Source organism: Salinimicrobium aquimaris, from assembly GCF_035607535.1.
Classification (GTDB): Bacteria; Bacteroidota; Bacteroidia; order Flavobacteriales; family Flavobacteriaceae; genus Salinimicrobium.
Map to the genome: position 1 here is coordinate 191,460 of NZ_JAYDZX010000003.1, position 22,888 is coordinate 214,347.

The window sequence follows — 22,888 nt, forward strand, 5'->3', positions numbered from 1 at the left end:
AGTGCTTTGAATTTAGCAGGTTTATAAACCTACTGCTTACTAACTACTGAATACTGCCGACTATAACTACAGTTCTTCAACAAGTAGCCAGGCTCCGGGATTTTCCTTTTTGACCCTGTACAGCTCATTTATAGCTTCCCTGCGAGTTTCATGACTGCTGTAAAGCACCTGATGTAACCCAAAGCGGTTTTCGCCAATCTGCCGGGCTTTAAAGCCCCTGGCTTTTAATTCTTCCACGGCTTTAGCGGCATTTTCGGCTTCTCTAAAAGCACCTGCAACGATGTGGAAATTTCCGGTTTGTTTTGAAACCTTCAGGGTGACAGCAGGAAGAGGATTGTCAATTACAAAAGTTGCCTGTTGGATCTGATTTTCCAGTTGAGAAACTGCTTTTTGTTGCTCGGCAATATTGTGCTCGTTTACCTGATCACTATAAATATTGATCCCCGCAGCACCACTCAAGCCTATAGCCAAGAGTCCAACCGCGGCATATTTCATCCAGCGTCCTGCTCTTCTTTCAGGAGTGAAGGCAACAGGAGCCTTTTCTTCGATTTCCTCAGCGTGTTGCTTGTAGACCTCTCTGGAAATTGTGCTTCGGGTAAATGTGCTGAGACCAAAAGCTTCCTTCATGAAGTTAGTCCCGGCAGCAGGTTCAAATTGAAGTTTTCCGGCTTCAGTCAAGGTAAAGGAACCTAGTTTCTCCAGATTTACTGTAGTGTTCTTTTCAAGAACAAGCTCCAGCTCATTCACAAACTGCTCTATCCTTTCCAGTGCTTCCTCATAGGAAACCTTTTCGGCTTCCATCATGTAGTTCGCTAAAAGACCGTCATTCTTATCTAATTGACGGTTAAAGGAAACCGTTTTTTTAGGAGGAAAGAATTCTCCTGTCTGTTCATGAATTCCGGCTGAATGTTGTTGTGTGATAAAAGCTCCGAATCCCGGGAGGATCACACATTCGTACCGGTAAAGAAGGTCGTGGATGTATTTTGCTACTGCCATTGAAACAAATGTAGAAAATTTTATTTTCTGAAAAAACAGGCTGCACATAAATTATTAACAAATTTTTAAACTACTTTTCGGGCAGTAAAAATGCTATGGAAGAATCTGAATTACAGTATGTTCTGGCGCTGCAGCATGTCCCGAATTTAGGGGATGCTTCGGCAAAAAAACTTATTCGGAAGACGGGTTCTGCCGAAGCTGTTTTCAAAGAAAAAAGATCGACGCTTTTAAAAGTCGATGGAATCGGCAATACCAAACTTGTTGATCTGTTTTCTCCTAAAAATCTTGAAGCAGCTGAAAGAGAATTGGAATATATTTTCCAAAATAATATTGAGACGCTTTACTATCAGGACAGCAATTATCCCGAAAAATTAAAGCATTGTCTTGACGGGCCTATCCTTCTTTTCAAACGAGGGAATATGGATCTTAATAACAAAAAGATCTTAAGCATTGTCGGTACCCGCAGAGCTACTACCCACGGCCTGTCCTTCTGTGAAAAACTCATCGAGGAGCTCGCGCCCCTCGACCCTGTCATTGTTTCCGGGTTTGCCTATGGAATTGATATCTGTGCTCAAAAGGCTGCCGTAAAACACAAGCTTCAAACTATAGGATGTCTAGCCCATGGCCTTAACCAAATATACCCCGCAGTACATCAAAAGTACATGGCAGGCGTAGAAGAGAACGGGGGCTTTTTAACCGATTTTTGGAGTACAGACATTTTTGATCGCAACAACTTCCTCAAGCGAAACCGAATTATCGCCGGCCTTAGCGAAGCCACTGTTGTCATTGAAAGTGCAGAAAAAGGAGGATCACTCGTGTCTGCAGACATAGCCAATTCATATAACAGGGAAGTATTCGCCGTTCCGGGTCGTCCTACAGACTTACAGAGCAAGGGATGTAATATGCTTCTTAAGTCCCAGCAGGCACATGTGCTTAGCTCTGCTGCAGACATTGCCTATATTCTCAATTGGCATCCAAAAAATGACCTGAAGCCGGTACAGAAACAACTTTTTGTGGAACTGGAAGAAGAGGAGGAGGTGCTTTATTCTTATTTAAAGGACAAGGGTAAAGAACAACTCGATCTCATCGCGCTCAATCTTAATATTCCCACTTTTAAGGCCGCAACTTTACTGCTCAACATGGAGCTCAAGGGAGTGGTGCGGCCCTTACCGGGAAAATTGTTTGAAGCAGTTTAGTAGCCTAATTTCCTTCTTACCCTGCTTAATACCTCATCGGCTACTTTCCTGGCTTTTCCGGCTCCTACGGCAAGTGCTTCTTCAACTTTTTCAGGATTTTCCATGTAGTGGTTATACTGCGCCCGTTCTTTTTCAAATCGGGTGATCAGGACTTCGTAAAGAGCCTGTTTAGCATGTCCGTAGCCATATCCGCCTGCTTCATAGTTACGGCGCATTTCGGCGGTTTGTTCTTTGGTAGCAACGAGCTTATAGATGTTAAAGACATTATCTGTATCGGGATCTTTTGGATCTTCCAGGGGTGTACTATCGGTTTGTATGGCCATGATCTGCTTTCTAAGCTTCTTGTCTGGCAGGAACAGGTTGATAATATTGCCTTTTGATTTGCTCATTTTTTCACCGTCAGTTCCCGGAACATACATGGTTTCTTCAGAAACTTTGGCATCGGGCATAACGAAAGTTTCCCCCATTTTTGCATGGAAGCGGGAAGCCACATCCCGGGTCATTTCCAGGTGCTGTAACTGGTCTTTTCCTACCGGGACAATTTCAGCATCATAGAGGAGAATATCTGCAGCCATGAGGATCGGGTAATCAAAAAGTCCGGCATTCACGTCCTCCAGCCTATCGGCCTTATCTTTAAAAGAATGCGCCAGGGTCAACCTCTGGTATGGGAAGAAGCAATTCAAATACCAGGTGAGTTCGGTTACCTGCGGAATATCACTTTGCCTGTAAAACACCGTTTTTTCAATATCCAGGCCAAACGCCAACCACGTAGCTGCCGTGGAAAGAGTGTTTTCCCTTAGCACTTCAGGATCTTTTATCTGAGTGAGTGTGTGAAGGTTTGCAATAAAAAGGAAGGATTCGTTTTTAGGATCGTTTGCCATTTCCACAGCAGGAATAATGGCTCCTAAAATGTTCCCCAGGTGCGGAGTTCCGGTACTTTGTACCCCCGTAAGAATTCTGGACATCGGCTTGCTCTATTTTTTCACAAAGGTATCTTTTTTCAAGAATACCTTCAATCCAATTCCTTACTTTTGACCATATGCGCATACTTAGGTCTTTCCTGGTTGTCTTGTGGAGAATATGGTTTTACATCCTGATGGCCATTCCAATCATTGTTTTTTTTCCTTTTTTGCTCCTTTTCACTTCCCGCACGAAATTCTATCCTCAATTCTTTATGATCGCCCGCTGGTGGGCTGCCTTTATTCTTTTTGGAATGGGATTCTATCCCAGGATAAAGCGGGAACAGAGGCTGGTAAAAGGGGAAGCCTATATGCTGGTAGCCAATCATACTTCCATGACCGACATTATGCTCATGCTGGTTACGGTTAAGAATCCTTTCGTTTTTGTCGGAAAAAAAGAACTGGTGAAAATTCCTCTTTTTGGATACTTCTATAAGCGCACCTGTATTCTCGTTGACCGCGGAAATCAAAAAAGCCGAAAGGAAGTTTTTGAAAGAGCTCAGCGACGCCTGAACAATGGCACCAGTATTTGCATTTTTCCGGAAGGCGGGGTGCCCGACGATCAATCTGTAGTTTTGGATACCTTCAAAGACGGGGCTTTCCGGTTGGCCATAGATCATCAAATTTCCATTGTGCCTATGGTGTTCTATGACAACAAAAAACGCTTTCCGTATTTATTCACTAAGGGTAGCCCGGGCAGGATGCGTGTAAAGATCAAAGAATTCATCCCTACCACAGGTCTTACACAGCTCAATAAAAAGGAAATCAGGGAAAAGACCCGCGAAGTGATCTTAAAGGAATTAAAGGAGGAAAATTTCTGTGGTTAGAATCTATAACTAAATCCTGTATAAACCCCAAAGAAGTAAGGTTGCACATCGCCCGTAGGAGCATCAAAGGTTCTAAGCTGATACTTCAGCATTGGCTCCAGATTCAGCTTGAACTTTTCAGAAAGATTGTAATCTACCCCGAGACCAAGGTTCGCACTAAAGCTTACGTCATTCAGGTTGTCTGCCTTACCTTCAGCCATTACACTTCCTGTATTAAGCACTACCTCGTTCTCATCAAGGAATAAAGTACTACCACCACCTATAAGGTTTAGTTCAAACTTTCGTTCCCAGAGGTTGATCTCAAATTCTAAAGGCACCTCTATATATCCCATCTTTTGGTTGAGGTTGCCATTGATAAAAACCCCGGTCGGAGTGCGATTGGTGCTGCTTCGTGTTCTGCCGTTAACATTGCCAGTCACCATTTTCACATCCGGGTCCTTGACTTTTACGAGGGAAGCATTTCTTACAGGGTAGACTCCTGTGACCGATTGATAGCCAATACCACTGGTACTATAGCTTAGATCCACACGATTAACTCCAGATCGAATCTTGATTTTATCGCTAATATTCATAGCTACAGAAACCCCGTACGAGTAAGTTACCTCTGCTTTTCTGTCTTCATCAAACCCAACATCGAGGGGATTTGATCTTCCTATCTTACCGTAGTAGATGGGAGTTGCGTGGGTAGAGACTTCAAAATTACTTTTTCTTTCGGTGCTGGCAATCTCTATTTCTTCTGAAGTTTGAAGGGCATCATAGATAGAAGGTTTTAGTTCTTCAGGAACATCAGTAGAATTCTTTTTACTTAAGTTGTTGTTGCCGGTCACCGGAACAGAGGTCTCAAAAATGGCATTTTTGGAAACTATTTCTGAAGCTTCTTCTTCAGAGGTCCTAAGTTTTTCTTCTGTTTTTGAATTAAAAGCAACTGAGAGATTTTCCTTCCGGGATAGAATTCCGGGTTTCGTTTCGGCATTATCAATCTCTTCTTCTAAAGGAGTGAATACTATAGGAGAGTCAACAGGAAGGATCGACGGCCTGGAACTCGTCTCTTCTGTGTCCTCATTAGCCACAGTTGCAGAAGGAGATACCGGAAGCAGCCAGTCTCCTAACATGAAAAGAAAAGCAAAAAGAGCGGCAACACCTGCGTAGCGGTACCAAAATGGAACTGCTGGTTTTTTTCTTTGCTTTTCCTGAAGTTTTGATTCGATAGATTTCCAGACAGCATCGCGAGGTGCTGCTTCGAAATCCCGAAACTTCTCCTGATATAGCCTGTCTATGTACTTCTTCTCTTTCATTTATACAGAACGGGCAGCTGTTTTATATAGACTATTCTCAATTTTTTCTTTGAGGATCACTCGGGCTCTGGCGAGATTGGATTTTGAAGTTCCGGTTGAAATATTCAGCATCTCGGCAATCTCTTTATGAGAGAATCCATCGAGTACATAAAGGTTAAACACCTGCCGGTAACGATCTGGCAGTTGCTGTATGATCTCCAGTAAATAATCGACAGACACTTCATCTTCTCCAACTTCAATTTCGGGCTCTTTATGATAATCATCCCGAATGATCTCAAAGACCGTTTGTTTCCTATATTTTTGAAGAGCTGTGTTGATCACAATCCTCTTCATCCATCCTTCAAAAGAACCTTTGTTCTTGTATTGAGGCATATTTTTGAAGATCATCAAAAATGCATCCTGAAGATTGTCTTCAGCCTGTTGATAGCTGGAAGAGTACTTTAGGCAAACCGGGAACAGTTTATGCGCAAACATCTTGTAAAGCTGCTCCTGCGCCTTTATGTCCTGCTTTTTGCATTTTTGTATGAGTTGCTTAATGCTCAATATCCAAAATTTAAGTGCTGTTGAAAAATGGCGGAATAGTATCCCCTTTTAAGTAGCTGACCCGGGTTCTGATACCGGCTTCAGGAAACCTAAATATAGGAATTTCAGCTGATTCTCCAACAAAAATAAAAACCGGAGGCCGGTTTTTTGCACTGTAAATGTTCTTTGGGGGGATAGAGACTTTAAAAAAGGAAGATCGGGAATGGTGAGATATTCCCGATCCTCCGAAGGAATTAGCCTTTAAAATTTCCCTCTTTGCTTTGCCGGTTCTACAGTAGGACTCACATTTAAAAATCTGGTCTCGATCATTCATAGCGGCACTGGCAGGTTGGGGTCTCTGTAGAAGAGATGCAGAAATTGTAAAATGGTTGCGCCTAAAAAGAAAAAATCCCGAAGATTTTCGGGATTTTAATAGTTTTTTAAGCTTTTGCCACTGCCATGGCGTCTTTTATTTTGGTTTCCAGTTCCTCCATGAGGTCTGGATTGTCTTTTAGAAGGATCTTCACAGCATCACGACCCTGTCCCAGCTTTGTATCTTCGTAGCTAAACCAGGAGCCGCTTTTTTTGATGATCTCATAATCCACTCCTATATCTATGATCTCTCCAATTTTAGATACACCTTCGCCATACATAATGTCGAATTCGGCTGTTTTGAATGGAGGGGCAACTTTGTTCTTTACGACCTTCACACGCGTCTTGTTACCCTGTACTTCGCTATTGCTGTCCTTGATCTGGGTTGAACGGCGAATGTCAAGACGTATAGAAGCATAGAACTTCAGGGCATTACCACCGGTAGTAGTTTCGGGATTCCCGAACATCACCCCGATCTTCTCTCTCAATTGGTTGATGAAGATCACCGTACAGTGGGTTTTGCTAATAGAAGCGGTCAATTTTCGAAGTGCCTGGGACATAAGACGGGCGTGTAATCCCATTTTTGAATCCCCCATTTCTCCTTCGATCTCACTCTTGGGAGTTAAAGCAGCTACAGAATCCACTACAATAATATCAATAGCTCCCGAGCGAATAAGGTTATCGGCGATCTCAAGTGCCTGCTCCCCATTGTCGGGTTGAGAAATGATAAGATTATCAAGGTCAATGCCCAATTTTTCAGCATAGAAACGGTCAAAAGCATGCTCGGCATCAATAAAGGCCGCAATACCTCCTGCTTTTTGGGCTTCGGCTATGGCGTGTAAGGTAAGGGTGGTTTTTCCGGAAGATTCAGGGCCGTAGATTTCAATAACCCGTCCGCGGGGATATCCTCCAACTCCAAGTGCAAGATCAAGACCCAAAGATCCACTAGGGATCACATCTACGTCAAGAACACTCTGGTCGCTCATCTTCATTACAGTACCCTTTCCATAGGTTTTATCCATCTTGTCAAGGGTGAGTTTGAGGGCTTTTAATTTAGCTTCTCTTTCTTTCTCGTTGCTCATTTAATTCGGCTTCTTTTATATGATAGTGCTGCTAAAATACTATAAGTTTTTATATGAGCATAAAATTAATACGCAACCTTTTTTGCTTTTCGGCATCTATTAGGTAAAGCAACACATTTACTACATGAAATTTTTAAAAAGAAATATTATCTTAAGTATTTCCGGTAGTTCTGCGGTGGTTAATTTGAGCTGCAGCTGCCGAATGGACGGTGGCTAACGTTATTCTTATTTTTAGTTGAAGAATTAAAAGTATTAATAACGAATTAGCCGTTCGAAAAAAATGCCCCGATACAACATCCGGGCATTTTTTCATTTAAAGCCTTATCTTTGCGCAAAATTCTTTAACCTTAAATCATTAGTATAGCATGCAACTGTACAATAAATTAAGCGCTAAAGAAAGGGAAGCATTACTTGAGGAAGCCGGGGAAGACCGGCTTACGCTCTCTTTCTACCAATACGCAAAAATTGGAAATCCGCACCTCTTTAGAAATCATCTTTTTGTAGCCTGGGATGAAATGGAAGTTCTGGGAAGGATCTACGTTGCCCATGAAGGGATCAATGCCCAGCTCTCTGTTCCCGCCAAAAACTTCGGAAAATTCAAGGAATTCCTTGACGGGATCTACTTCCTGGAAAACGTACGTCTCAACATCGCTATAGAACACGATATCAAGTCTTTCCTGAAACTAAAGGTAAAGGTTCGTGACAAGATCCTGGCCGATGGTCTTAATGATGCGACCTTTGATGTGACCAATAAAGGAGTTCATGTCGACGCTAAAAAGTTCAATGAACTCATAGAAGATCCAAACACTATCCTTGTGGATATGCGTAATCACTACGAAAGTGAGATAGGCCACTTTAAAGGTGCAATGACTCCAGATGTTGATACTTTTAGGGACAGTCTCGACATCATTGAAAAAGATATTCAGGATCATAAAGAAGACAAGAACCTGGTGATGTACTGCACCGGCGGCATTCGCTGCGAAAAAGCCAGTGCTTATTACAAACACAAGGGTTTCAAAAAGGTATTTCAGCTGGAAGGTGGGATCATTGAGTATGCGAGACAGGTAGAGAACCTGAAGCTCGAGAACAAATTCCTTGGCAAGAACTTCGTTTTTGACCACCGTAGGGGAGAGCGAATAAGTGATGATGTGATCTCTAATTGCCACCAGTGTGGCAAACCTTGCGATACGCACGTGAACTGTGCAAATGAGGCGTGTCATCTCTTGTTCATACAGTGTGAGGAATGTTCAGAGCAAATGAACACCTGTTGTTCAGCAGAGTGTAAGGAGATCGCCGCCTTGCCATACGAGGAGCAAAAAGCCCTTAGAAAGGGTAAAGGAAACAGTAACAAGATCTTCAAAAAAGGAAGATCTGAGGTACTTAAGTACAAGAACTAACAATTAGTTTCTCAAGACTGCGTTCCATAAATAATGGTATATTTACCTCAATAGTTTTTAATTAAGATTCAATCCGGCGGGAGGATTTCTTCCTGCCAGGATTTCAACATATAGATTATGGGATGTAACAGTTGCTCGACCGGCAAGGACGGTCAGCCTAAAGGATGTAAGAATAATGGAACCTGTGGAACAGATAGCTGTAACAAGCTTTCTGTGTTCGACTGGTTATCAAATATGGCTCTTCCGCAGGGAATGGAGCCTTTCAATATAGTGGAAGTCCGTTTTAAGAACGGCCGGAAACATTTTTATAAAAATACCGAAAATCTCAGCCTTAGTATTGGAGACATAGTAGCTACAGAGGCTGCACCGGGACATGATGTGGGCATAGTTTCCCTTGTAGGGGAGCTTGTTCGTGTTCAAATGAAGAAGAAAAAGGTGCGACAGGATAGCAGCGAAGTGCTAAAGGTCTATCGCAAGGCTACTCAGCGGGATATTGATATTTGGCAGGAGGCCCGTGAACGGGAGGAGAAAATGAAAGTTCGTGCCCGTGAAATTGCAATCCGGCTCAATCTTCAAATGAAGATAAGCGATATTGAGTTCCAGGGAGATGCTTCCAAAGCTACTTTTTATTATACTGCTGAAGAGCGGGTGGATTTCCGTCAGCTTATCAAGGAATTTGCGAGGGAATTTAATACCCGTATTGAGATGCGACAGATAGGCTTCAGGCAGGAAGCAGCACGTCTCGGCGGAATTGGTTCCTGCGGAAGGGAACTGTGTTGTTCAACATGGCTCACCGACTTCCGTAGTGTAAATACTTCCGCAGCAAGATATCAGCAGCTTTCTCTAAACCCTCAGAAGCTGGCAGGTCAATGCGGAAAATTAAAGTGCTGCCTCAATTATGAATTGGATACTTATCTGGATGCGCTGAAGGATTTTCCGAAATCTGAGGTTAAACTGCACACCAAGAAGGGCACAGCTGTGTGTCAAAAAATTGATATTTTCAAAGGTTTATTGTGGTACGCTTATGAAGGGGACTGGAGTAACTGGCATACGCTTACCGTGGAACAGGTAAACAAGATCATCAAAGCCAATTCTAAAAAGGAGCCGGTAAATAGCCTGGAAGAATTTGCAGTAGATCTGCAACAGGAAGAGAAGCCAGATTATCACAATGTTGTGGGGCAGGATAGCCTCACGAGATTTGACTCCAAGGGATCTGGTAAGAAAAAGCGCAAAAACAAACGCAAAAAGAGAAAACCTCAAAAGAATGGGTAAAGCATCTGTTTTTTTCCTCTTTTTGGCACTTCTTATTTTTTCGGCTTGTGATGAAGCACGAGTGTTTGACCAGTACCGGTCGATACCCGGGGGGCAGTGGCAACGGGACTCCATAGTGGAATTCCGGTTTGAGGCACCAGATACTCTTAAAAATTACAATCTTTTCATCAATCTAAGGAATAATTCAAATTACGACTTCAGCAATATTTATTTGATCACAGAGTTAAACTTTCCAAATGGGAAAGTTATTAGTGATACCCTGCAGTATGAGATGGCTGCGCCTTCGGGGGAATGGCTTGGCACGGGCTTTGGTGATGTCAAGGAAAGTAAGCTCTGGTACAAGGAAAATGTAAGATTCACCGAGGCAGGAGAGTACCTGGTGACGGTACAGCAGGCAATGCGCAGGCGGGACAGTATAACAGGTATTCAAAATCTTGACGGCATTACCGAGGTTGGTTTTAGAATAGAAGACATTAAACAACAACAATAATAGATGGCAAAAACATCTGGAAAAGCAAATAAAGAGGCGGCAAAGAGAAAGCAATACAGCCGTTACAAGTCCTGGTTCTGGACAGTATTTGCATTAGGAATTTCGGCAATAGTACTCCTTTTCTTGCTGGCGAGCTGGGGTGTTTTTGGTACTATGCCAACTTTTGAAGAACTTGAAAATCCTGAAACTAACCTGGCTACCGAAATATTTTCATCAGACGGGGAAACTTTAGGTAAATACTACAACGAGAACAGAACTCCGGTAAAATACGAGGATCTTCCGCAGCATTTGATCGAAGCACTAATTGCGACAGAAGATGAAAGATTTTACGACCATTCGGGAATAGATGCAAAAGGAACCTTGCGTGCAGCGGTTTTCCTCGGAAAAAGAGGGGGAGCGAGTACGATAACGCAGCAGCTTGCAAAACTTTTATTTACCGATAATGTTTCCCGAAATCCACTTTCCCGTGGAATTCAGAAAGTGAAGGAATGGATCATTGCGACCCGCCTTGAGAGACAGTATACTAAGGAAGAGATCATTACCATGTATCTCAACAAATACGACTTCCTTTACCAGGCAGTGGGAGTGCGCTCTGCGGCTAAGATCTATTTCGATAAGGAGCCAAAAGACCTCAATGTAGAGGAAGCTGCAGTGCTGGTGGCGATGCTTAAAAATCCAATTCTTTATAACCCTCAAAAAGAGCAATTTAAAGACAATGCTTTGCAGCGTCGCAATGTGGTGCTAAGTCAGATGGAGGTGAATGATTATATCACCGAAGAAGAAAAAGATTCTCTTCAGCAATTGCCATTGCAGACCGAATTTTCCCCACAAGGACATGACGAAGGAGTTGCAACTTATTTTAGAGTGTATTTACAGGGGTTTATGAAAGACTGGATCGAAAAGAACCCAAAGCCCGATGGCAGTAAATACAACATCTATCGCGACGGCCTCAAGATCTACACCAGTATTGACAGCCGCATGCAGGAATACGCAGAAGAGGCGGTGCAAATGCACATTGCTAACCTTCAAAAGGAATTTGACAGACAGAACAAGAGCAACAAAACTGCTCCTTTTAGAGATATTACACAGCAGGAGATCGATAAGTTAATGACCGATGCCATGCGTCGTAGTGAGCGCTGGAGAATCCTGAAAGAAAAAGGTCTTTCTAACGAAGAGATCCTAAAATCTTTTGACACTCCTACGCGAATGGAAGTATTTTCCTGGAAAGGAAATATTGATACTACTATGACTCCCAGGGATTCCATTAGATATTATAAATCCTTCTTTCAGGCGGGGATGATGTCTATGACGCCGCAAACAGGTGAAGTTAAGGCCTGGGTGGGAGGAACGAACTTCAAGCACTTTAAGTACGATCACGTAAAACAAGGTAAAAGACAGGTTGGATCCACCTTTAAACCTTTTGTATATGCAACAGCAATAGATCAATTGCACCTTTCTCCCTGTGATACGTTACCCAGAAGCCTTCACACTATTGAGGCAGGAAAACATGGAAATCAAAATGACTGGACGCCAAAGAACAGCGACGGGGAATATGCAGGGATGATCAGCTTAAAAAGAGGATTGGCAGAATCTGTGAACACCGTGACCGCCCGCTTAATTGACCGTACAGGACCCAAACCCGTGATCGATCTTATTGAAAAGCTGGGAATAGACACAGAGAATATTCCGGAGGTCCCCTCGATTGCCTTGGGTACCGCCGATCTCAGTGTATTCGAAATGGTCTCGGCCTACAGTACTTTTGTGAATGAAGGTGTTTACGTAAAGCCGGTGATCGTTACCAGGATCGAAGACAAGAATGGAACTATTCTCTATCAGCATGTGCCCGAAACCCGGGATGTGCTTAGTAAAGAGGCGGCTTATGTTACGCTCAACCTTATGGAGGGGGTCACTCAGTACGGGTCGGGCCAACGACTTAGAGGAGATTGGGCTACCGGTGCCGAACATTACAAGCGTGCCGTGACGGGATATCCCTACAATTTTGACAGGAATGAAATTCCTATTGCAGGTAAAACAGGGACTACCCAAAATCAAAGTGACGGTTGGTTTATGGGGATGGTGCCAAATCTTACTACCGGAGTTTGGGTTGGAGCTGAGGATCGTGCCGTCCATTTCCCTACGATTACTTATGGGCAGGGAGCTACAATGGCCCTGCCAATATGGGGGATCTATATGAAGAAGGTCTACGCCGATAAGGAATTGAACGTCGCTAAAGGTCCTTTTCCCCGCCCGGAAGTGGTTACTATTCAAACAGACTGTAGTGCTTATGGCCGCAATGGTGAAGATGACGAGGACAGTCTGCCCGACGAGCTGGATTTTTAGAAACTCTCAATTTATTCTGAAATTATTAATAGAAGGCCCTTTGTATTGCAAAGGGCCTTTATTTTTTTGTATTTTTCGGAATAAAACTACCAACAATGATCAATAAAACTGTACGGGATGTTTCTGAAGCTCTGGAGGGAGTGCATGATGGTATGACCTTTATGCTGGGTGGCTTCGGATTAAGCGGAATTCCCGAAAATGCAATTTCTGAGCTGGTTCGTCTCAACTTGAAAAATCTTACCTGTATCTCGAATAACGCCGGAGTTGATGACTTTGGATTAGGGCTGCTCCTTCAGAAGAAACAGATTGACAAAATGGTCTCTTCGTATGTGGGCGAGAATGCCGAATTTGAGCGTCAAATGCTCAGTGGAGAACTTGAAGTGGAATTGACCCCTCAAGGTACTCTTGCTGCAAAATGCCAGGCGGCACAGCAGGGTTTTCCCGCAATTTACACACCTGCAGGCTACGGAACCGAAGTAGCCATTGGCAAAGAAACACGTGAATTCAATGGGAAAATGTATGTGCTCGAAGAAGCGTACAAAGCCGATTTTGCCTTTGTCAAAGCCTGGAAAGGAGACAAGGCCGGAAACCTCATTTTCAAAGGTACAGCAAGGAACTTTAATCCGGTGATGTGCGGGGCCGCGACCATTACAGTAGCCGAAGTGGAAGAACTTGTGGAACCGGGAGAGCTGGATCCAAATCAAATCCATATTCCGGGAATCTTCGTACAAAGGATCTTCCAGGGAAAAGATTACGAAAAGAGAATTGAACAAAGAACTGTTAGACAAAAGTAATTTTTGGATTTGAAAATTTGAAGATGAGTTGATTTGAAAATGAAATCGTAATTTATTACTTATGAGAGATGACAAAGAGAATTTAATTGTAGCAAAAACCTTCAGTTTTGCCTTAGAAGCTATAGACTATTCAGAAAAATTAAGATCTCTCCACAAGTACGAAATGGCATCCCAGCTCTTTAGAAGTGGAACTTCAATTGGTGCCAATGTTTGGGAGGCTCAGAATGCAGAGAGTAATGCAGATTTCATTCATAAGTTCAAAATCGCAGCCAAGGAATCAGATGAGACAGATTACTGGCTTAGGCTGTGCAAAGCGTCACCTCATTTTCCCGATCCTAAACCTGAATTGCCGAAAGAATTGAATTCGATCATTAGGATCATAGCCAAAATCATTTCTTCCAGTAAGAAAAAGTAATCTCCAAATTTTCAAATCTGCCAATCTTCAAATTATAAAAAATGTTAGATAAAAACGGAATAGCAAAACGCATTGCACAAGAAGTAAAGGATGGCTATTACGTCAACCTTGGTATAGGAATTCCAACGTTGGTAGCCAATTTTGTGCGGGACGATATAGAAGTTGAATTTCAAAGTGAAAATGGAATTCTTGGAATGGGACCTTTTCCTTTTGAAGGAGAAGAAGACCCTGATCTCATTAACGCAGGAAAACAAACCATTACAGCACTACCCGGGGCAAGCTATTTTGACTCGGCGATGAGTTTCGGGATGATAAGAGGTCAGCATGTTGACCTTACCATCCTTGGCGCTATGGAAGTTGCAGAGAATGGTGACATAGCCAACTGGAAAATTCCGGGGAAAATGGTGAAAGGAATGGGGGGAGCCATGGACCTTGTTGCCAGTGCCGAAAATATTATTGTAGCAATGATGCACACTAATAGAGCAGGAGAATCAAAGCTGCTCAAAAAATGTTCTTTACCCTTAACAGGGGTAGGGTGTGTTACTAAGATTGTCACCAATCTCGCAGTGCTTGAAATAACCGATAAAGGGTTTAAGCTACTGGAAAGAGCGCCGGGAGTGAGTGTTGAGGAAATTAAGGAAGCTACAGAAGGTACTTTGATTGTAGAAGGGGAAATTCCTGAAATGAAAATATAAAAAAAGACCTTCAAGGTTTCCAAAACCTTGTAGGTCTATGTTTTTTTATATATGCTCCCGACCTACAACCTCTAAAAAAGACCTTACAGGTCTGCAATTAATCCAGAATAGAAGTCGAATGCTTTTCAAGATTTACCAGAAAGTCGATCGCTTCGTTTAATGGAATGAGTTTTCCGCGGGTGTTGACCTGGGAGAAATATTTGTGCCAGTTGGCTTCTTCGATCCCGTGCTCAAATTTCTTTACAGTGTCCAGATCAGGCACCTTCCAAATCGCGAAATATCGATAATCACTTCTATAGGGCGTGTGCTCATCATTCATAGCCCAGCCCACATTTTCAATTCCGGCGCCCGACATTTCATTAATGGCATCTTGTACTTTATTCATATAGGCCCGGCGGTCTTCTTTGGAAAGATCCATCCAATCCTTGGTGACATTCCATTGTTCTACGTATAAATACATAACAGGTTTGTTAGATTAAACAATTTAAGCAGTCTCAAAAATGACATTTTTGAAATCTCTTTCTTAAATATACTAAATCTTTGAAAAGCAGCAGGATAAATAACAGTTCCTTAAGGAATCTCGACGTGCATGATCTCCTCCTCATCGAGCAAAGGCTCCTGCCTTAGTTTAAGTATTACCTGCGCGATGGCGATCACGTCCCTTTCGCAGTAGGACACTATTCTGTTGAGGTCTCCTTCTTCATAAAATACCTTGCACACCTGGCTGCCGTCTATATCTTCTTTGGGTGAAGGGACGCCGAGTACATTGCAGAGCAATTTAAGGGAAGTGTAGTGTTTATAATCGCCAAATTTCCAGAGCTCCAGGGTGTCCAGATGAGGTACTTCCCATGGTTTTTTTCCAAAGAGGTTGAGCTTATTGGGAAGCTCCATGTTATGGATGAGCATTCTCCTGGCGATGTATGGGAAGTCGAATTCTTTTCCGTTATGTGCGCAGAGCAGGTGTTGGGGTCTGCCGAAATGGCTCTCCAGAAGGTTCTTAAAAGCCGTCAACAGCTCTTTCTCTTCTCCGTGGAAGGTTGTGGTCCTAAAGGTCCTTTTCTCCCCCTGAAAAGCAAAATATCCTACCGAAATGCAGATGATCTTTCCAAACTCTGCCCAAATGCCCGCACGGTCATAGAATTCTTCGGGAGTGAAATCTTCTTTTCGCTGATACTGGGATTTTGATTCCCACAATTTCTGCTTTTCCTCAGAAAGCTCGGCAAATGTGGCATTTTCGGGAACTGTTTCAATGTCGAGGAACAGCAGATTGCGGAGTGCGATTTTCTTGATCATGTGCTTCAAGTGTGTTTAACACCTCCTCAAGATAGAAATAAAAATCATTGGGATGCTCCTTGTCATCGGGAACCTTACCACCTTCCTGCCCAAGTCTCACTATGATCACATCTTTCTGCGGAAGCACGATCACATACTGCCCTAAAATTCCGCGGAAGTAAAATACTTCCTGCCCCTCATAATTCTCCAGCCAAATCCCGAATCCGTAGTGTGGATACTCCTCAAATTGCGGCTTGATCGATTCTGCCACATAAGCCGAATCCAGCAGCTGTTCTCCATTCCAGGTTCCATAGTGATTGTACAGTTTTCCGAAGCGGGCAAAATCCCTCGCGTTGGAAGCAATGCAGCAAAAAGCCTTTTCCATACCACTTTCCTCGCTGTCCAGTTGCCAAAGTGCATAATTTTCCATTCCCATGGGTTTCCAAAAGCTTTCGCTCATATATTCGGATACATTTTTGCCAGTCGCTTTTTCCAGCACCATTGCGAGCAGCTGAGTATTCCCACTCAAATATTCGAATTCTTTCCCCGGTTCTTCTACGACTTTGAGGTCTAGAACCATCTCCCGGATATTTTCATCCAGGTAAGCCCTAACAGTCATTGAAAAAGGATTATAGTAATCTTCCTTCCAGTTCAAACCTGAAGACATAGAAACGAGATGCCGTAGCTGCAGCCTTTTATCGAACTTCGGAAAGAAATCGGCCACGGGTTGATCCAGACTTTCAATATGTCCGTCAAAAATGGCTTTCCCGAGCAGGGCTGCTACGAGGCTTTTCGCAACCGAGAAAGAATTCGTTAGCGAGTGTGGACCGTACTCTTCCGCATAGTTTTCATACCAGATGCTGTCATTCCTTATGATTAAAAATGCAATCGTACCGGCTTCTTCATTCTTTTCCTGAAGTTCTTTGGTGAGAGAGAATTGATTGTATTCCTTGTGTTGTGGCCATGGTTGAGGTTTTCCTGCTTCTATTTTCCTGTTGTCAAAGAATTCGTGATCATCTATATGAGCAGTCAAATGGCCCTGCAGATAGGTGGACTGAATTCCTTTGAAGATATATTCAAAGTTGAAAAGGTAGATGAGACCAATGGCAAGAGCCAAAAAGATAAGGGTCCCAAAAATTACTTTTTTGACACCTCTCATGAAAATAAACTTTGTTGTTTTACAGGTTGTTCATGTTCCAGCAGCCATTTTTTTCTCCACAACCCGCCTGCATAGCCCGTGAGGGAGCCATCGCTGCCAATTACCCGGTGACATGGGACGATTATCCAAAGCGGATTCTTACCATTTGCCGCAGCCACCGCTCTTATTGCCAGCGGGTCACCCAGTTCCTTTGCCAGGTCCATATAGGATGTAGTTCTTCCATACGGAATCTTGAGCAGAGCCTGCCATACCTTTTTCTGAAATTCTGTTCCCTGTGGATTCAGTTTCAGGCTAAATTCCTGCAGCTCTCCCGCAAAATATTGCTGCAATTGAACTTTTGCCTCCTTAAGTTCTGGGGCAGGATCGGCATTAATTTCAAGGGAATCTTCAGTAAGAATTAGTCTGGAAATGCCTTCCTCATTCCCTTCTAAAATGGCATTTCCCAGAGGTGTTCTAAGAAGGGCCCTGTTCATCTGTATTTTTTTTACCCTCGGGTTGCTCCTGCTTTAGAAGCCCCAGCTTTTTGGCTCTCTTTTCCCAGTTTTGGCGTGCCAGTACCTGCATGTCCTCCACGCTGTCACTCTCATCCATAATTTCCAGCCCCATAAGGGTTTCAATAATATCTTCCATAGTGACCAGGCCTATGGTATTACCATAGTGATCTACTACCATGGCCAGGTGGGTCCTTTCCCGAATGAACCTTTCAAAAAGTTGAGGAATAGGAGTGTCTTCAGAAGTCATGGGGATATCCCTTTTCAGGATCTTGAGGGGTTCAGGTCCTTTTTGGTCCAGCATTTCTTCTAAAATGTCATCCTTTAGTACAAACCCCGTGATGTTGTTATGTTTCTTGTGGTAAACCGGAATCCTGGAAAACTTCAGGTTTCTGTGCTCCCTGTGAAATTGTTCAATAGTGGTATTTTCATCTTCGGTCACCGCCACAGAAAAAGGAGTCATAACATCCTTGGCCTTTACCTTTTTAAAGAGCAGCATGTTCCTTATCACCGTGGTTTCCTGCTCCTCAAAAACTCCTTCCTCTTCGGCCACATCGGTTATTGCCATAAATTCTTCCCTGCTCATGGAACTCACATGAGCCGATTTTCCTATAAGTTTCGTGGTGAGCATCATTAGCCATAATATTCCTGTATACTTCAGCGGAAAAACAAAGGCTTTGAGGGATGTCGCCGTAAAACCTCCAAGAGATTTCCAGTAGGTGGCCCCTATAGTCTTCGGTATAATTTCAGAAACAATTAAAATAGCAATAGTCATGATGGCCGATACTATACCAACTGCATTCCCGCCGTCACCATAGACTTTCTCGGCCTGGACACCCACTAAGATCGCTCCTACAGTATGTGCAATGGTGTTGATCGTAAGGATCGCTATCAATGGCTTGTCCACGTCCTGCTTGAATTTCGTAAGGGTGTGGGCATAAGCTTTGCCTTCTCTTAATTTGATCTTCAAATAGGAAGGGGTGAAGCTTAGGAAAGCTGCCTCCAGGATCGAGCACATAAAGGAGAAAAAGATGGCCAGTACGGCGTATAAAATGAGTAATTCCATTCAGATTTTTTAAATTAATAAAGCTAAAACATGATCGCTACCAGGTCGTCTTCGGTGATCTTGTTGAAATAATCGTTGAGGTTAAACTGAGAAAGCTTTTGCCTGATGTCCTTTTCTTCGTGGCGTGTATTTTCAAGTGCCTGTTCAATGGGACCAATATCCTTTATGTGAAAGAAGTCGCCTGTGATCTTCACTTCCCTGATTATCCCATTCGTAACATTCATGTTCATCTCTACAGTTCCGCCGGGAGTGCGGGCGCCTTGCCTAAAATTGTATTCAGGCGAATACCCGAAGTTCCATTCCCAGGTGCTGTATTTCTCATCCCTTATCTTTTGAATTGCCGCCAAATCTTCTTCTGAAAACTCGTAGGGACGCGCATCGTCAAAATTGCCGATGATATAATTCATGATCTTATCTGTGAATTCATCCAGGCTGATTTTTTCCGGAAGGTGATCGCTTATATTTGTCACCCGGTTGGGAACAGATTTCACGCCGCGGTCTTTGTACTTAAGCGGATTCACCTTCAGGGCTCCGCTCACATCTTTCATTTCTGAAGAAAACAGCAGCGTCCCATGATGCAGCACCTTGTTCTTAAAGACATGTTCTGCATTTCCCGAAAATTTCTTTCCCTCTATCGTCAGGTCATTCCTGCCTTCAAATTTGGCGTTCACACCTAGTTCTTTTAAAACCTCAATTATAGGCCTGGTGTAACGCTCAAAATCGATCATCTCGTAGTTGTCACCGGTGCGGGTAAAGGAAAAGTTGAGGTTGCCAAGATCATGGTATACCGCACCTCCACCAGAGAGCCGCCTCACCACCTTTATTCCTCTTTCTTTCACATACTCGTGATTGATCTCTGCCTGGGTATTTTGATGTTTTCCTACAATGATCGCGTTGTCGTTCCGCCACAGCATAAAACAGTCTTCCTTGATGTGCTTAAAGATATATTCATCTGTAGCGATGTTAAAATATGGATCTGTTGAATGATGTTTAATGCAAAGCATGAACAGGGTTATTTACTCAAAAATAAGAAAGCTGGGACGGAAACTTCCTAAAAGGGAATTAATTCTGCATTTTTTGGTATTTAAATTTGCTTATTCTTACAAAAGCTTCTTTGTGTATCTTGTCACCTGAAGTTTTCTAATAAAAAAGATATGAAAAAAATCCCCTTTTTGAATATTCTGTTTCTGCTGGTGTTTCTAAACTCCTTTGCCCAGGAACCTGTAAAGGAAATAACTGCTGAAGATTATAAACGAGCCACAAAGTTTCTAAGCTTTAATACTAATGATCTGGTGGACAGAGCTAATGTTAGGCCCACCTGGCTGGATGACGGGCAGTTCTGGTACAAAGTGAGTACACCCGCCGGTACCGAATATGTGCTTGTAAACCCGGGAACCGGCCAGAAGAAAACTGCTTCTTCTTTAGCCGGATTACTTCCGAAGAAACACCAACAACAAAGATCTCCACAGGTTTCCCGTAGTGAGGTCTTATCTCCCGATGGTAAAAAGGTGGTTTATATCAAAGACTGGAATTTGTGGCTTCGCAACCTTGAAACCGGAGAGGAAAAACAACTCACCAGCGATGGCACAGAAAATTTTGGCTACGCTACAGACAATGCCGGCTGGAGAAAGAGTGACAAACCTATCGTCCTCTGGTCGCCCGATTCCAAGAAACTTGCCACTTACCGGCAGGATCAGCGGCATTTAAGCGATATGTATCTCGTGGAAACCAAGGTTGGCGCTCCCAAACTGCAAAAATGGAAATATCCCTTGCCCGAAGACGAGGAGGTGATAAAGATCCACCGCGTGATCGTGGAAGTTGACAAGCCTAAAGTAATAGAATTGCAGGTGGAGCCAGATCCCCGGCGGGGAACTTTATGTGATGATATTTCCTGTAGCGGTGCTTTTGATGACAATTACTGGAATGCAGACGCAACAAAACTTGCCTTCGTTTCAACTTCCCGTGACCACAAAGAAGCCAAACTTCAAATCGCCGATGCTGCAACAGGCGAGGTGAGAGAGGTTTTCAAAGAAATTGTGGAAACGCAGTATGAATCGGGGCAGGGAAGCATTAACTGGCGTTATTTACCCAAGAGCAATGAGATCATCTGGTATTCTGAAAGGGATAATTGGGGACATCTTTACCTCTACGATCTAAACAAAGGCGATCTAAAGCATCAAATCACCAAAGGAGATTTTGTTGTCACAGAGCTTTTGCATGTGGATGAAAAGGATCGCGTGCTTTATTTTAAAGCTAATGGCAGGGAAGAAGGCAGAGATCCTTATTTCTCCCATCTTTATAAAGTCGATTTCAGCGGAAAAAACCTGAAACTGCTAACTCCGGAAAATGCTAATCATAACATTTCTTTTTCTCCCGATCATCAATATTTTGTCGACAGCTATTCTACGCCAACTACGCCACCTGTTGCGGTCTTACGTACCAAAACAGGAAAGAAAATTGCCACTTTAGAGAAGGCAGATATTTCCAGGCTTAAGTCGTCGGGATGGAAGGCACCTCAACCTGTTACAGTGAAATCGGCAAACGGACAGTGGGATCTTTACGGGCTCATGTTTACACCAACGCATCTAGATGAGAAAAAGAAATATCCTGTTGTCAACTATGTCTATCCGGGTCCGCAGGGAGGAAGTGTTGGTAGCCGGAATTTTTCGGCGGCACGCAGGGATCATCAGGCACTGGCCGAGCTGGGGTTTGTGGTCATTGTTATCGACGGCTCATGTAATCCAGGGAGGTCAAAAGCTTTTCACGATGCCTGTTACGGAGATATTTCAGGAAATACGCTGGAGGATCAAAAAGCGGGAATCCGGCAGTTGGCTGAAAAATATCCGTACATAGATGCCGAAAATGTTGGGATCTGGGGACATTCAGGAGGTGGATTTGCCGCTGCTGCAGCTATGTTCCGCCATCCGGAGTTTTATTCCGTCGGAATTGCAGAATCGGGTAACCATGACAATCGCAACTATGAAGATGACTGGGGAGAAAGATATATTGGACTCATGACCAAGGGACCGGAAGGCGAGGATAACTATGCTGCACAAGCCAATCAATTGTACGCCGAAAACCTGCAGGGAAAGCTCCTGCTTGCCCACGGCGGATTGGATGATAATGTACCTCCGTACAACACTTACCTGGTGGTAGACGCGCTAATAAAGGCAAACAAAGATTTTGACCTGATCATTTTTCCAAATGCCCGACATGGTTTTGGCGAGGATTCTTATTACATGATGCGCCGCCGCTGGGACTACTTTGTCGAACATTTACTGGGTGCTACGCCACCTAAAAATTTTGAGATTGAACCTGTTCGATAATTCCAAGACCTGCAAGGTTTTCAAAACCTTGTAGGTCTATCAATTCTTGGGTTTAAACCTTACGAGGTTCAAAAAAAGCCTCGCCAGTTTACTGTCGAAATGAGCGCGATTAATTACGTCTCTATTAACCCTTTCGGGTTTTTTTCTCAACCTCCTCTTTCCAGTCCTTACCAACTGCCGATAGATATTCAGAATAGTTCCAGGTATAAAGGCTTGAATGCAGTGCCGGATCCTTTTCAGCCACATAGGTCTCATCCTCGGGCATGGCGGTTACTTTGAGTCCGCAGCTTTGAAGCATGGAAATGATTCCCTGGTGGTTCGGTGCCCACCAGTTTGTGGGATCTCCGGCCAATTTGTGTTCTATAAATGCCATTTTTGGCCACGCATTTTCCTTCATGATCTCCCGCTTGTGGAATTCCACATCCTCCGGAACCTCCATTTCCTCTGTGCCCGGAAGGGATAGCGTTTGGAAGACCATCATTTTTTTGACTTTTTGAGAGAGTATATCCAACGCCAGCATAGGGTATCTTAGGTGGTAGAACACTCCCATGAACCAGATAAGATCGAATTGCTCTTCAAGATGTGCAAGGTCATACACCTGCATTTGTTTGAATCTTATCTTATCATCCAGTCCAAATTCTTTTGCTGCCCATTTCGCCTGTTTCAGGTAGTGTTCATCGAGATCTATTGCCAGCACATCTGCCCCGCGTTTTGCCAGTTCCAGGGAATAAAATCCGGCGTTACAACCAATATCGAGAACTTTCCAGCCTTCCAGATCTTCGGGAATGGAATCTTTTATTTTTTCCCATTTGAACCTGGGGAAATCGCCCAAAAAATGGTTGGGTGCTGTTTGGTTTCCATTTGGTAGATGAATATTATGGAACCACGGTGCGAGTTCCTTTACTTCTGTTTGGCTAGCCAT

The 22,888-nt window shown here is 43.4% G+C and carries 22 protein-coding genes; 10 read left to right on the plus strand and 12 right to left on the minus strand.

The genetic code is table 11. From position 1 onward, the window contains the following. Window positions 1–66: 66 nt before the first annotated feature. The gene (locus VR862_RS07045) at window positions 67–996 is read right to left on the minus strand and encodes an HU domain-containing protein (protein WP_324720247.1); all 930 of its coding nucleotides are present in this window, start codon (window positions 994–996) and stop codon (window positions 67–69) included. Between the two features lie 95 nt (window positions 997–1,091). On the opposite strand from VR862_RS07045, the gene dprA reads away from it, so the two are divergent. Beyond that, window positions 1,092–2,192, plus strand: coding sequence for a DNA-processing protein DprA (gene dprA, locus VR862_RS07050; RefSeq protein WP_324720248.1), 1,101 nt, complete (start codon window positions 1,092–1,094; stop codon window positions 2,190–2,192). On the opposite strand, the gene trpS is transcribed toward dprA, so the two are convergent. After that, entirely contained in the window at window positions 2,189–3,157 is a 969-nt protein-coding gene (gene trpS / locus VR862_RS07055; protein ID WP_324720249.1) for a tryptophan--tRNA ligase, read from the minus strand. The genes dprA and trpS overlap by 4 nt on opposite strands. Before the next feature lie 74 nt (window positions 3,158–3,231). Between trpS and VR862_RS07060 the strand changes: the two genes are divergently transcribed. Beyond that, window positions 3,232–3,978: a lysophospholipid acyltransferase family protein gene (locus VR862_RS07060; protein ID WP_324720250.1), complete on the plus strand. Its 747-nt coding sequence runs from the start codon at window positions 3,232–3,234 to the stop codon at window positions 3,976–3,978. Here VR862_RS07060 and VR862_RS07065 read toward each other — a convergent pair. From VR862_RS07065 to recA, 3 genes are all read right to left on the minus strand, one after another. Then, window positions 3,975–5,273 carry a putative outer membrane beta-barrel protein gene (locus tag VR862_RS07065; protein WP_324720251.1) on the minus strand — a complete coding sequence of 433 codons (1,299 nt, stop codon included), beginning with the start codon at window positions 5,271–5,273 and terminating at the stop codon, window positions 3,975–3,977. The two genes, VR862_RS07060 and VR862_RS07065, sit on opposite strands and share 4 nt — an antisense overlap. Next, window positions 5,274–5,816: an RNA polymerase sigma factor gene (locus VR862_RS07070; protein WP_324720252.1), complete on the minus strand. Its 543-nt coding sequence runs from the start codon at window positions 5,814–5,816 to the stop codon at window positions 5,274–5,276. It abuts the gene before it with no gap. 419 nt (window positions 5,817–6,235) lie between these two features. Next, window positions 6,236–7,249 (minus strand): recombinase RecA, encoded by a 1,014-nt coding sequence (recA, locus tag VR862_RS07075; protein WP_324720253.1) that lies wholly within the window; start codon window positions 7,247–7,249, stop codon window positions 6,236–6,238. Window positions 7,250–7,614: 365 nt separating this feature from the next. Between recA and trhO the strand changes: the two genes are divergently transcribed. From trhO to VR862_RS07110, 7 genes are all read left to right on the plus strand, one after another. After that, on the plus strand, window positions 7,615–8,646 hold the full coding sequence (trhO, locus tag VR862_RS07080) for an oxygen-dependent tRNA uridine(34) hydroxylase TrhO (protein ID WP_324720254.1): 1,032 nt from the start codon (window positions 7,615–7,617) through the stop codon (window positions 8,644–8,646). Between the two features lie 117 nt (window positions 8,647–8,763). After that, a complete protein-coding gene (locus VR862_RS07085) occupies window positions 8,764–9,918 on the plus strand; it encodes a PSP1 domain-containing protein (protein WP_324720255.1) in 1,155 nt (384 codons plus the stop codon). After that, entirely contained in the window at window positions 9,911–10,408 is a 498-nt protein-coding gene (locus VR862_RS07090; RefSeq protein WP_324720256.1) for a gliding motility lipoprotein GldH, read from the plus strand. Before VR862_RS07085 ends, VR862_RS07090 begins: the two co-directional genes overlap by 8 nt. 3 nt (window positions 10,409–10,411) lie before the next feature. Then, window positions 10,412–12,748, plus strand: coding sequence for a penicillin-binding protein 1A (locus VR862_RS07095; protein ID WP_324720257.1), 2,337 nt, complete (start codon window positions 10,412–10,414; stop codon window positions 12,746–12,748). A gap of 95 nt (window positions 12,749–12,843) precedes the next feature. Then, window positions 12,844–13,542: a CoA transferase subunit A gene (locus VR862_RS07100; protein WP_324720258.1), complete on the plus strand. Its 699-nt coding sequence runs from the start codon at window positions 12,844–12,846 to the stop codon at window positions 13,540–13,542. A 61-nt stretch (window positions 13,543–13,603) separates the two neighbouring features. Continuing rightward, window positions 13,604–13,957 (plus strand): four helix bundle protein, encoded by a 354-nt coding sequence (locus tag VR862_RS07105; protein ID WP_324720259.1) that lies wholly within the window; start codon window positions 13,604–13,606, stop codon window positions 13,955–13,957. A gap of 41 nt (window positions 13,958–13,998) precedes the next feature. Next, window positions 13,999–14,652, plus strand: a complete 654-nt coding sequence (locus VR862_RS07110) for a CoA transferase subunit B (RefSeq protein ID WP_324720260.1) — start codon at window positions 13,999–14,001, stop codon at window positions 14,650–14,652. A gap of 97 nt (window positions 14,653–14,749) precedes the next feature. Here VR862_RS07110 and VR862_RS07115 read toward each other — a convergent pair whose 3' ends face one another. The 6 genes from VR862_RS07115 to lplA all read right to left on the minus strand — a co-directional run bounded on the left by VR862_RS07115 (window position 14,750) and on the right by lplA (window position 19,644). Then, complete coding sequence (locus tag VR862_RS07115) at window positions 14,750–15,112, minus strand: DUF6616 family protein (protein ID WP_324720261.1); 363 nt, start codon at window positions 15,110–15,112, stop codon at window positions 14,750–14,752. Between the two features lie 110 nt (window positions 15,113–15,222). Beyond that, complete coding sequence (locus tag VR862_RS07120; RefSeq protein ID WP_324720262.1) at window positions 15,223–15,945, minus strand: 3'-5' exonuclease; 723 nt, start codon at window positions 15,943–15,945, stop codon at window positions 15,223–15,225. Continuing rightward, on the minus strand, window positions 15,899–17,083 hold the full coding sequence (locus tag VR862_RS07125; protein WP_324720263.1) for a serine hydrolase domain-containing protein: 1,185 nt from the start codon (window positions 17,081–17,083) through the stop codon (window positions 15,899–15,901). Before VR862_RS07125 ends, VR862_RS07120 begins: the two co-directional genes overlap by 47 nt. Beyond that, window positions 17,080–17,556, minus strand: a complete 477-nt coding sequence (locus tag VR862_RS07130; protein WP_324720264.1) for a methylated-DNA--[protein]-cysteine S-methyltransferase — start codon at window positions 17,554–17,556, stop codon at window positions 17,080–17,082. The genes VR862_RS07125 and VR862_RS07130 overlap by 4 nt, the downstream gene beginning before the upstream one ends. Next, the gene (locus tag VR862_RS07135; protein ID WP_324720265.1) at window positions 17,537–18,640 is read right to left on the minus strand and encodes a CNNM domain-containing protein; all 1,104 of its coding nucleotides are present in this window, start codon (window positions 18,638–18,640) and stop codon (window positions 17,537–17,539) included. Before VR862_RS07135 ends, VR862_RS07130 begins: the two co-directional genes overlap by 20 nt. Window positions 18,641–18,663: 23 nt before the next feature. Further along, window positions 18,664–19,644, minus strand: coding sequence for a lipoate--protein ligase (gene lplA, locus VR862_RS07140; protein WP_324720266.1), 981 nt, complete (start codon window positions 19,642–19,644; stop codon window positions 18,664–18,666). Between the two features lie 150 nt (window positions 19,645–19,794). Here lplA and VR862_RS07145 point away from each other — a divergent pair, with 150 nt between their 5' ends. Continuing rightward, window positions 19,795–21,966, plus strand: coding sequence for a S9 family peptidase (locus VR862_RS07145; RefSeq protein WP_324720267.1), 2,172 nt, complete (start codon window positions 19,795–19,797; stop codon window positions 21,964–21,966). 124 nt (window positions 21,967–22,090) lie between these two features. On the opposite strand, the gene VR862_RS07150 is transcribed toward VR862_RS07145, so the two are convergent. After that, window positions 22,091–22,888, minus strand: a complete 798-nt coding sequence (locus VR862_RS07150) for a TIGR04290 family methyltransferase (RefSeq protein WP_324720268.1) — start codon at window positions 22,886–22,888, stop codon at window positions 22,091–22,093.

What these genes read in the sequence shown, in the direction of transcription:
- VR862_RS07045 (WP_324720247.1), bottom strand. Translation starts at nt 996, where the DNA reads ATGGCAGTAGCAAAATACATCCACGACCTTCTTTACCGGTACGAATGT.
- dprA (WP_324720248.1), top strand. Translation starts at nt 1,092, where the DNA reads ATGGAAGAATCTGAATTACAGTATGTTCTGGCGCTGCAGCATGTCCCG.
- trpS (WP_324720249.1), bottom strand. Translation starts at nt 3,157, where the DNA reads ATGTCCAGAATTCTTACGGGGGTACAAAGTACCGGAACTCCGCACCTG.
- VR862_RS07060 (WP_324720250.1), top strand. Translation starts at nt 3,232, where the DNA reads ATGCGCATACTTAGGTCTTTCCTGGTTGTCTTGTGGAGAATATGGTTT.
- VR862_RS07065 (WP_324720251.1), bottom strand. Translation starts at nt 5,273, where the DNA reads ATGAAAGAGAAGAAGTACATAGACAGGCTATATCAGGAGAAGTTTCGG.
- recA (WP_324720253.1), bottom strand. Translation starts at nt 7,249, where the DNA reads ATGAGCAACGAGAAAGAAAGAGAAGCTAAATTAAAAGCCCTCAAACTC.
- trhO (WP_324720254.1), top strand. Translation starts at nt 7,615, where the DNA reads ATGCAACTGTACAATAAATTAAGCGCTAAAGAAAGGGAAGCATTACTT.
- VR862_RS07085 (WP_324720255.1), top strand. Translation starts at nt 8,764, where the DNA reads ATGGGATGTAACAGTTGCTCGACCGGCAAGGACGGTCAGCCTAAAGGA.
- VR862_RS07090 (WP_324720256.1), top strand. Translation starts at nt 9,911, where the DNA reads ATGGGTAAAGCATCTGTTTTTTTCCTCTTTTTGGCACTTCTTATTTTT.
- VR862_RS07095 (WP_324720257.1), top strand. Translation starts at nt 10,412, where the DNA reads ATGGCAAAAACATCTGGAAAAGCAAATAAAGAGGCGGCAAAGAGAAAG.
- VR862_RS07100 (WP_324720258.1), top strand. Translation starts at nt 12,844, where the DNA reads ATGATCAATAAAACTGTACGGGATGTTTCTGAAGCTCTGGAGGGAGTG.
- VR862_RS07105 (WP_324720259.1), top strand. Translation starts at nt 13,604, where the DNA reads ATGAGAGATGACAAAGAGAATTTAATTGTAGCAAAAACCTTCAGTTTT.
- VR862_RS07110 (WP_324720260.1), top strand. Translation starts at nt 13,999, where the DNA reads ATGTTAGATAAAAACGGAATAGCAAAACGCATTGCACAAGAAGTAAAG.
- VR862_RS07115 (WP_324720261.1), bottom strand. Translation starts at nt 15,112, where the DNA reads ATGTATTTATACGTAGAACAATGGAATGTCACCAAGGATTGGATGGAT.
- VR862_RS07120 (WP_324720262.1), bottom strand. Translation starts at nt 15,945, where the DNA reads ATGATCAAGAAAATCGCACTCCGCAATCTGCTGTTCCTCGACATTGAA.
- VR862_RS07125 (WP_324720263.1), bottom strand. Translation starts at nt 17,083, where the DNA reads ATGAGAGGTGTCAAAAAAGTAATTTTTGGGACCCTTATCTTTTTGGCT.
- VR862_RS07130 (WP_324720264.1), bottom strand. Translation starts at nt 17,556, where the DNA reads ATGAACAGGGCCCTTCTTAGAACACCTCTGGGAAATGCCATTTTAGAA.
- VR862_RS07135 (WP_324720265.1), bottom strand. Translation starts at nt 18,640, where the DNA reads ATGGAATTACTCATTTTATACGCCGTACTGGCCATCTTTTTCTCCTTT.
- lplA (WP_324720266.1), bottom strand. Translation starts at nt 19,644, where the DNA reads ATGCTTTGCATTAAACATCATTCAACAGATCCATATTTTAACATCGCT.
- VR862_RS07145 (WP_324720267.1), top strand. Translation starts at nt 19,795, where the DNA reads ATGAAAAAAATCCCCTTTTTGAATATTCTGTTTCTGCTGGTGTTTCTA.
- VR862_RS07150 (WP_324720268.1), bottom strand. Translation starts at nt 22,888, where the DNA reads ATGGCTAGCCAAACAGAAGTAAAGGAACTCGCACCGTGGTTCCATAAT.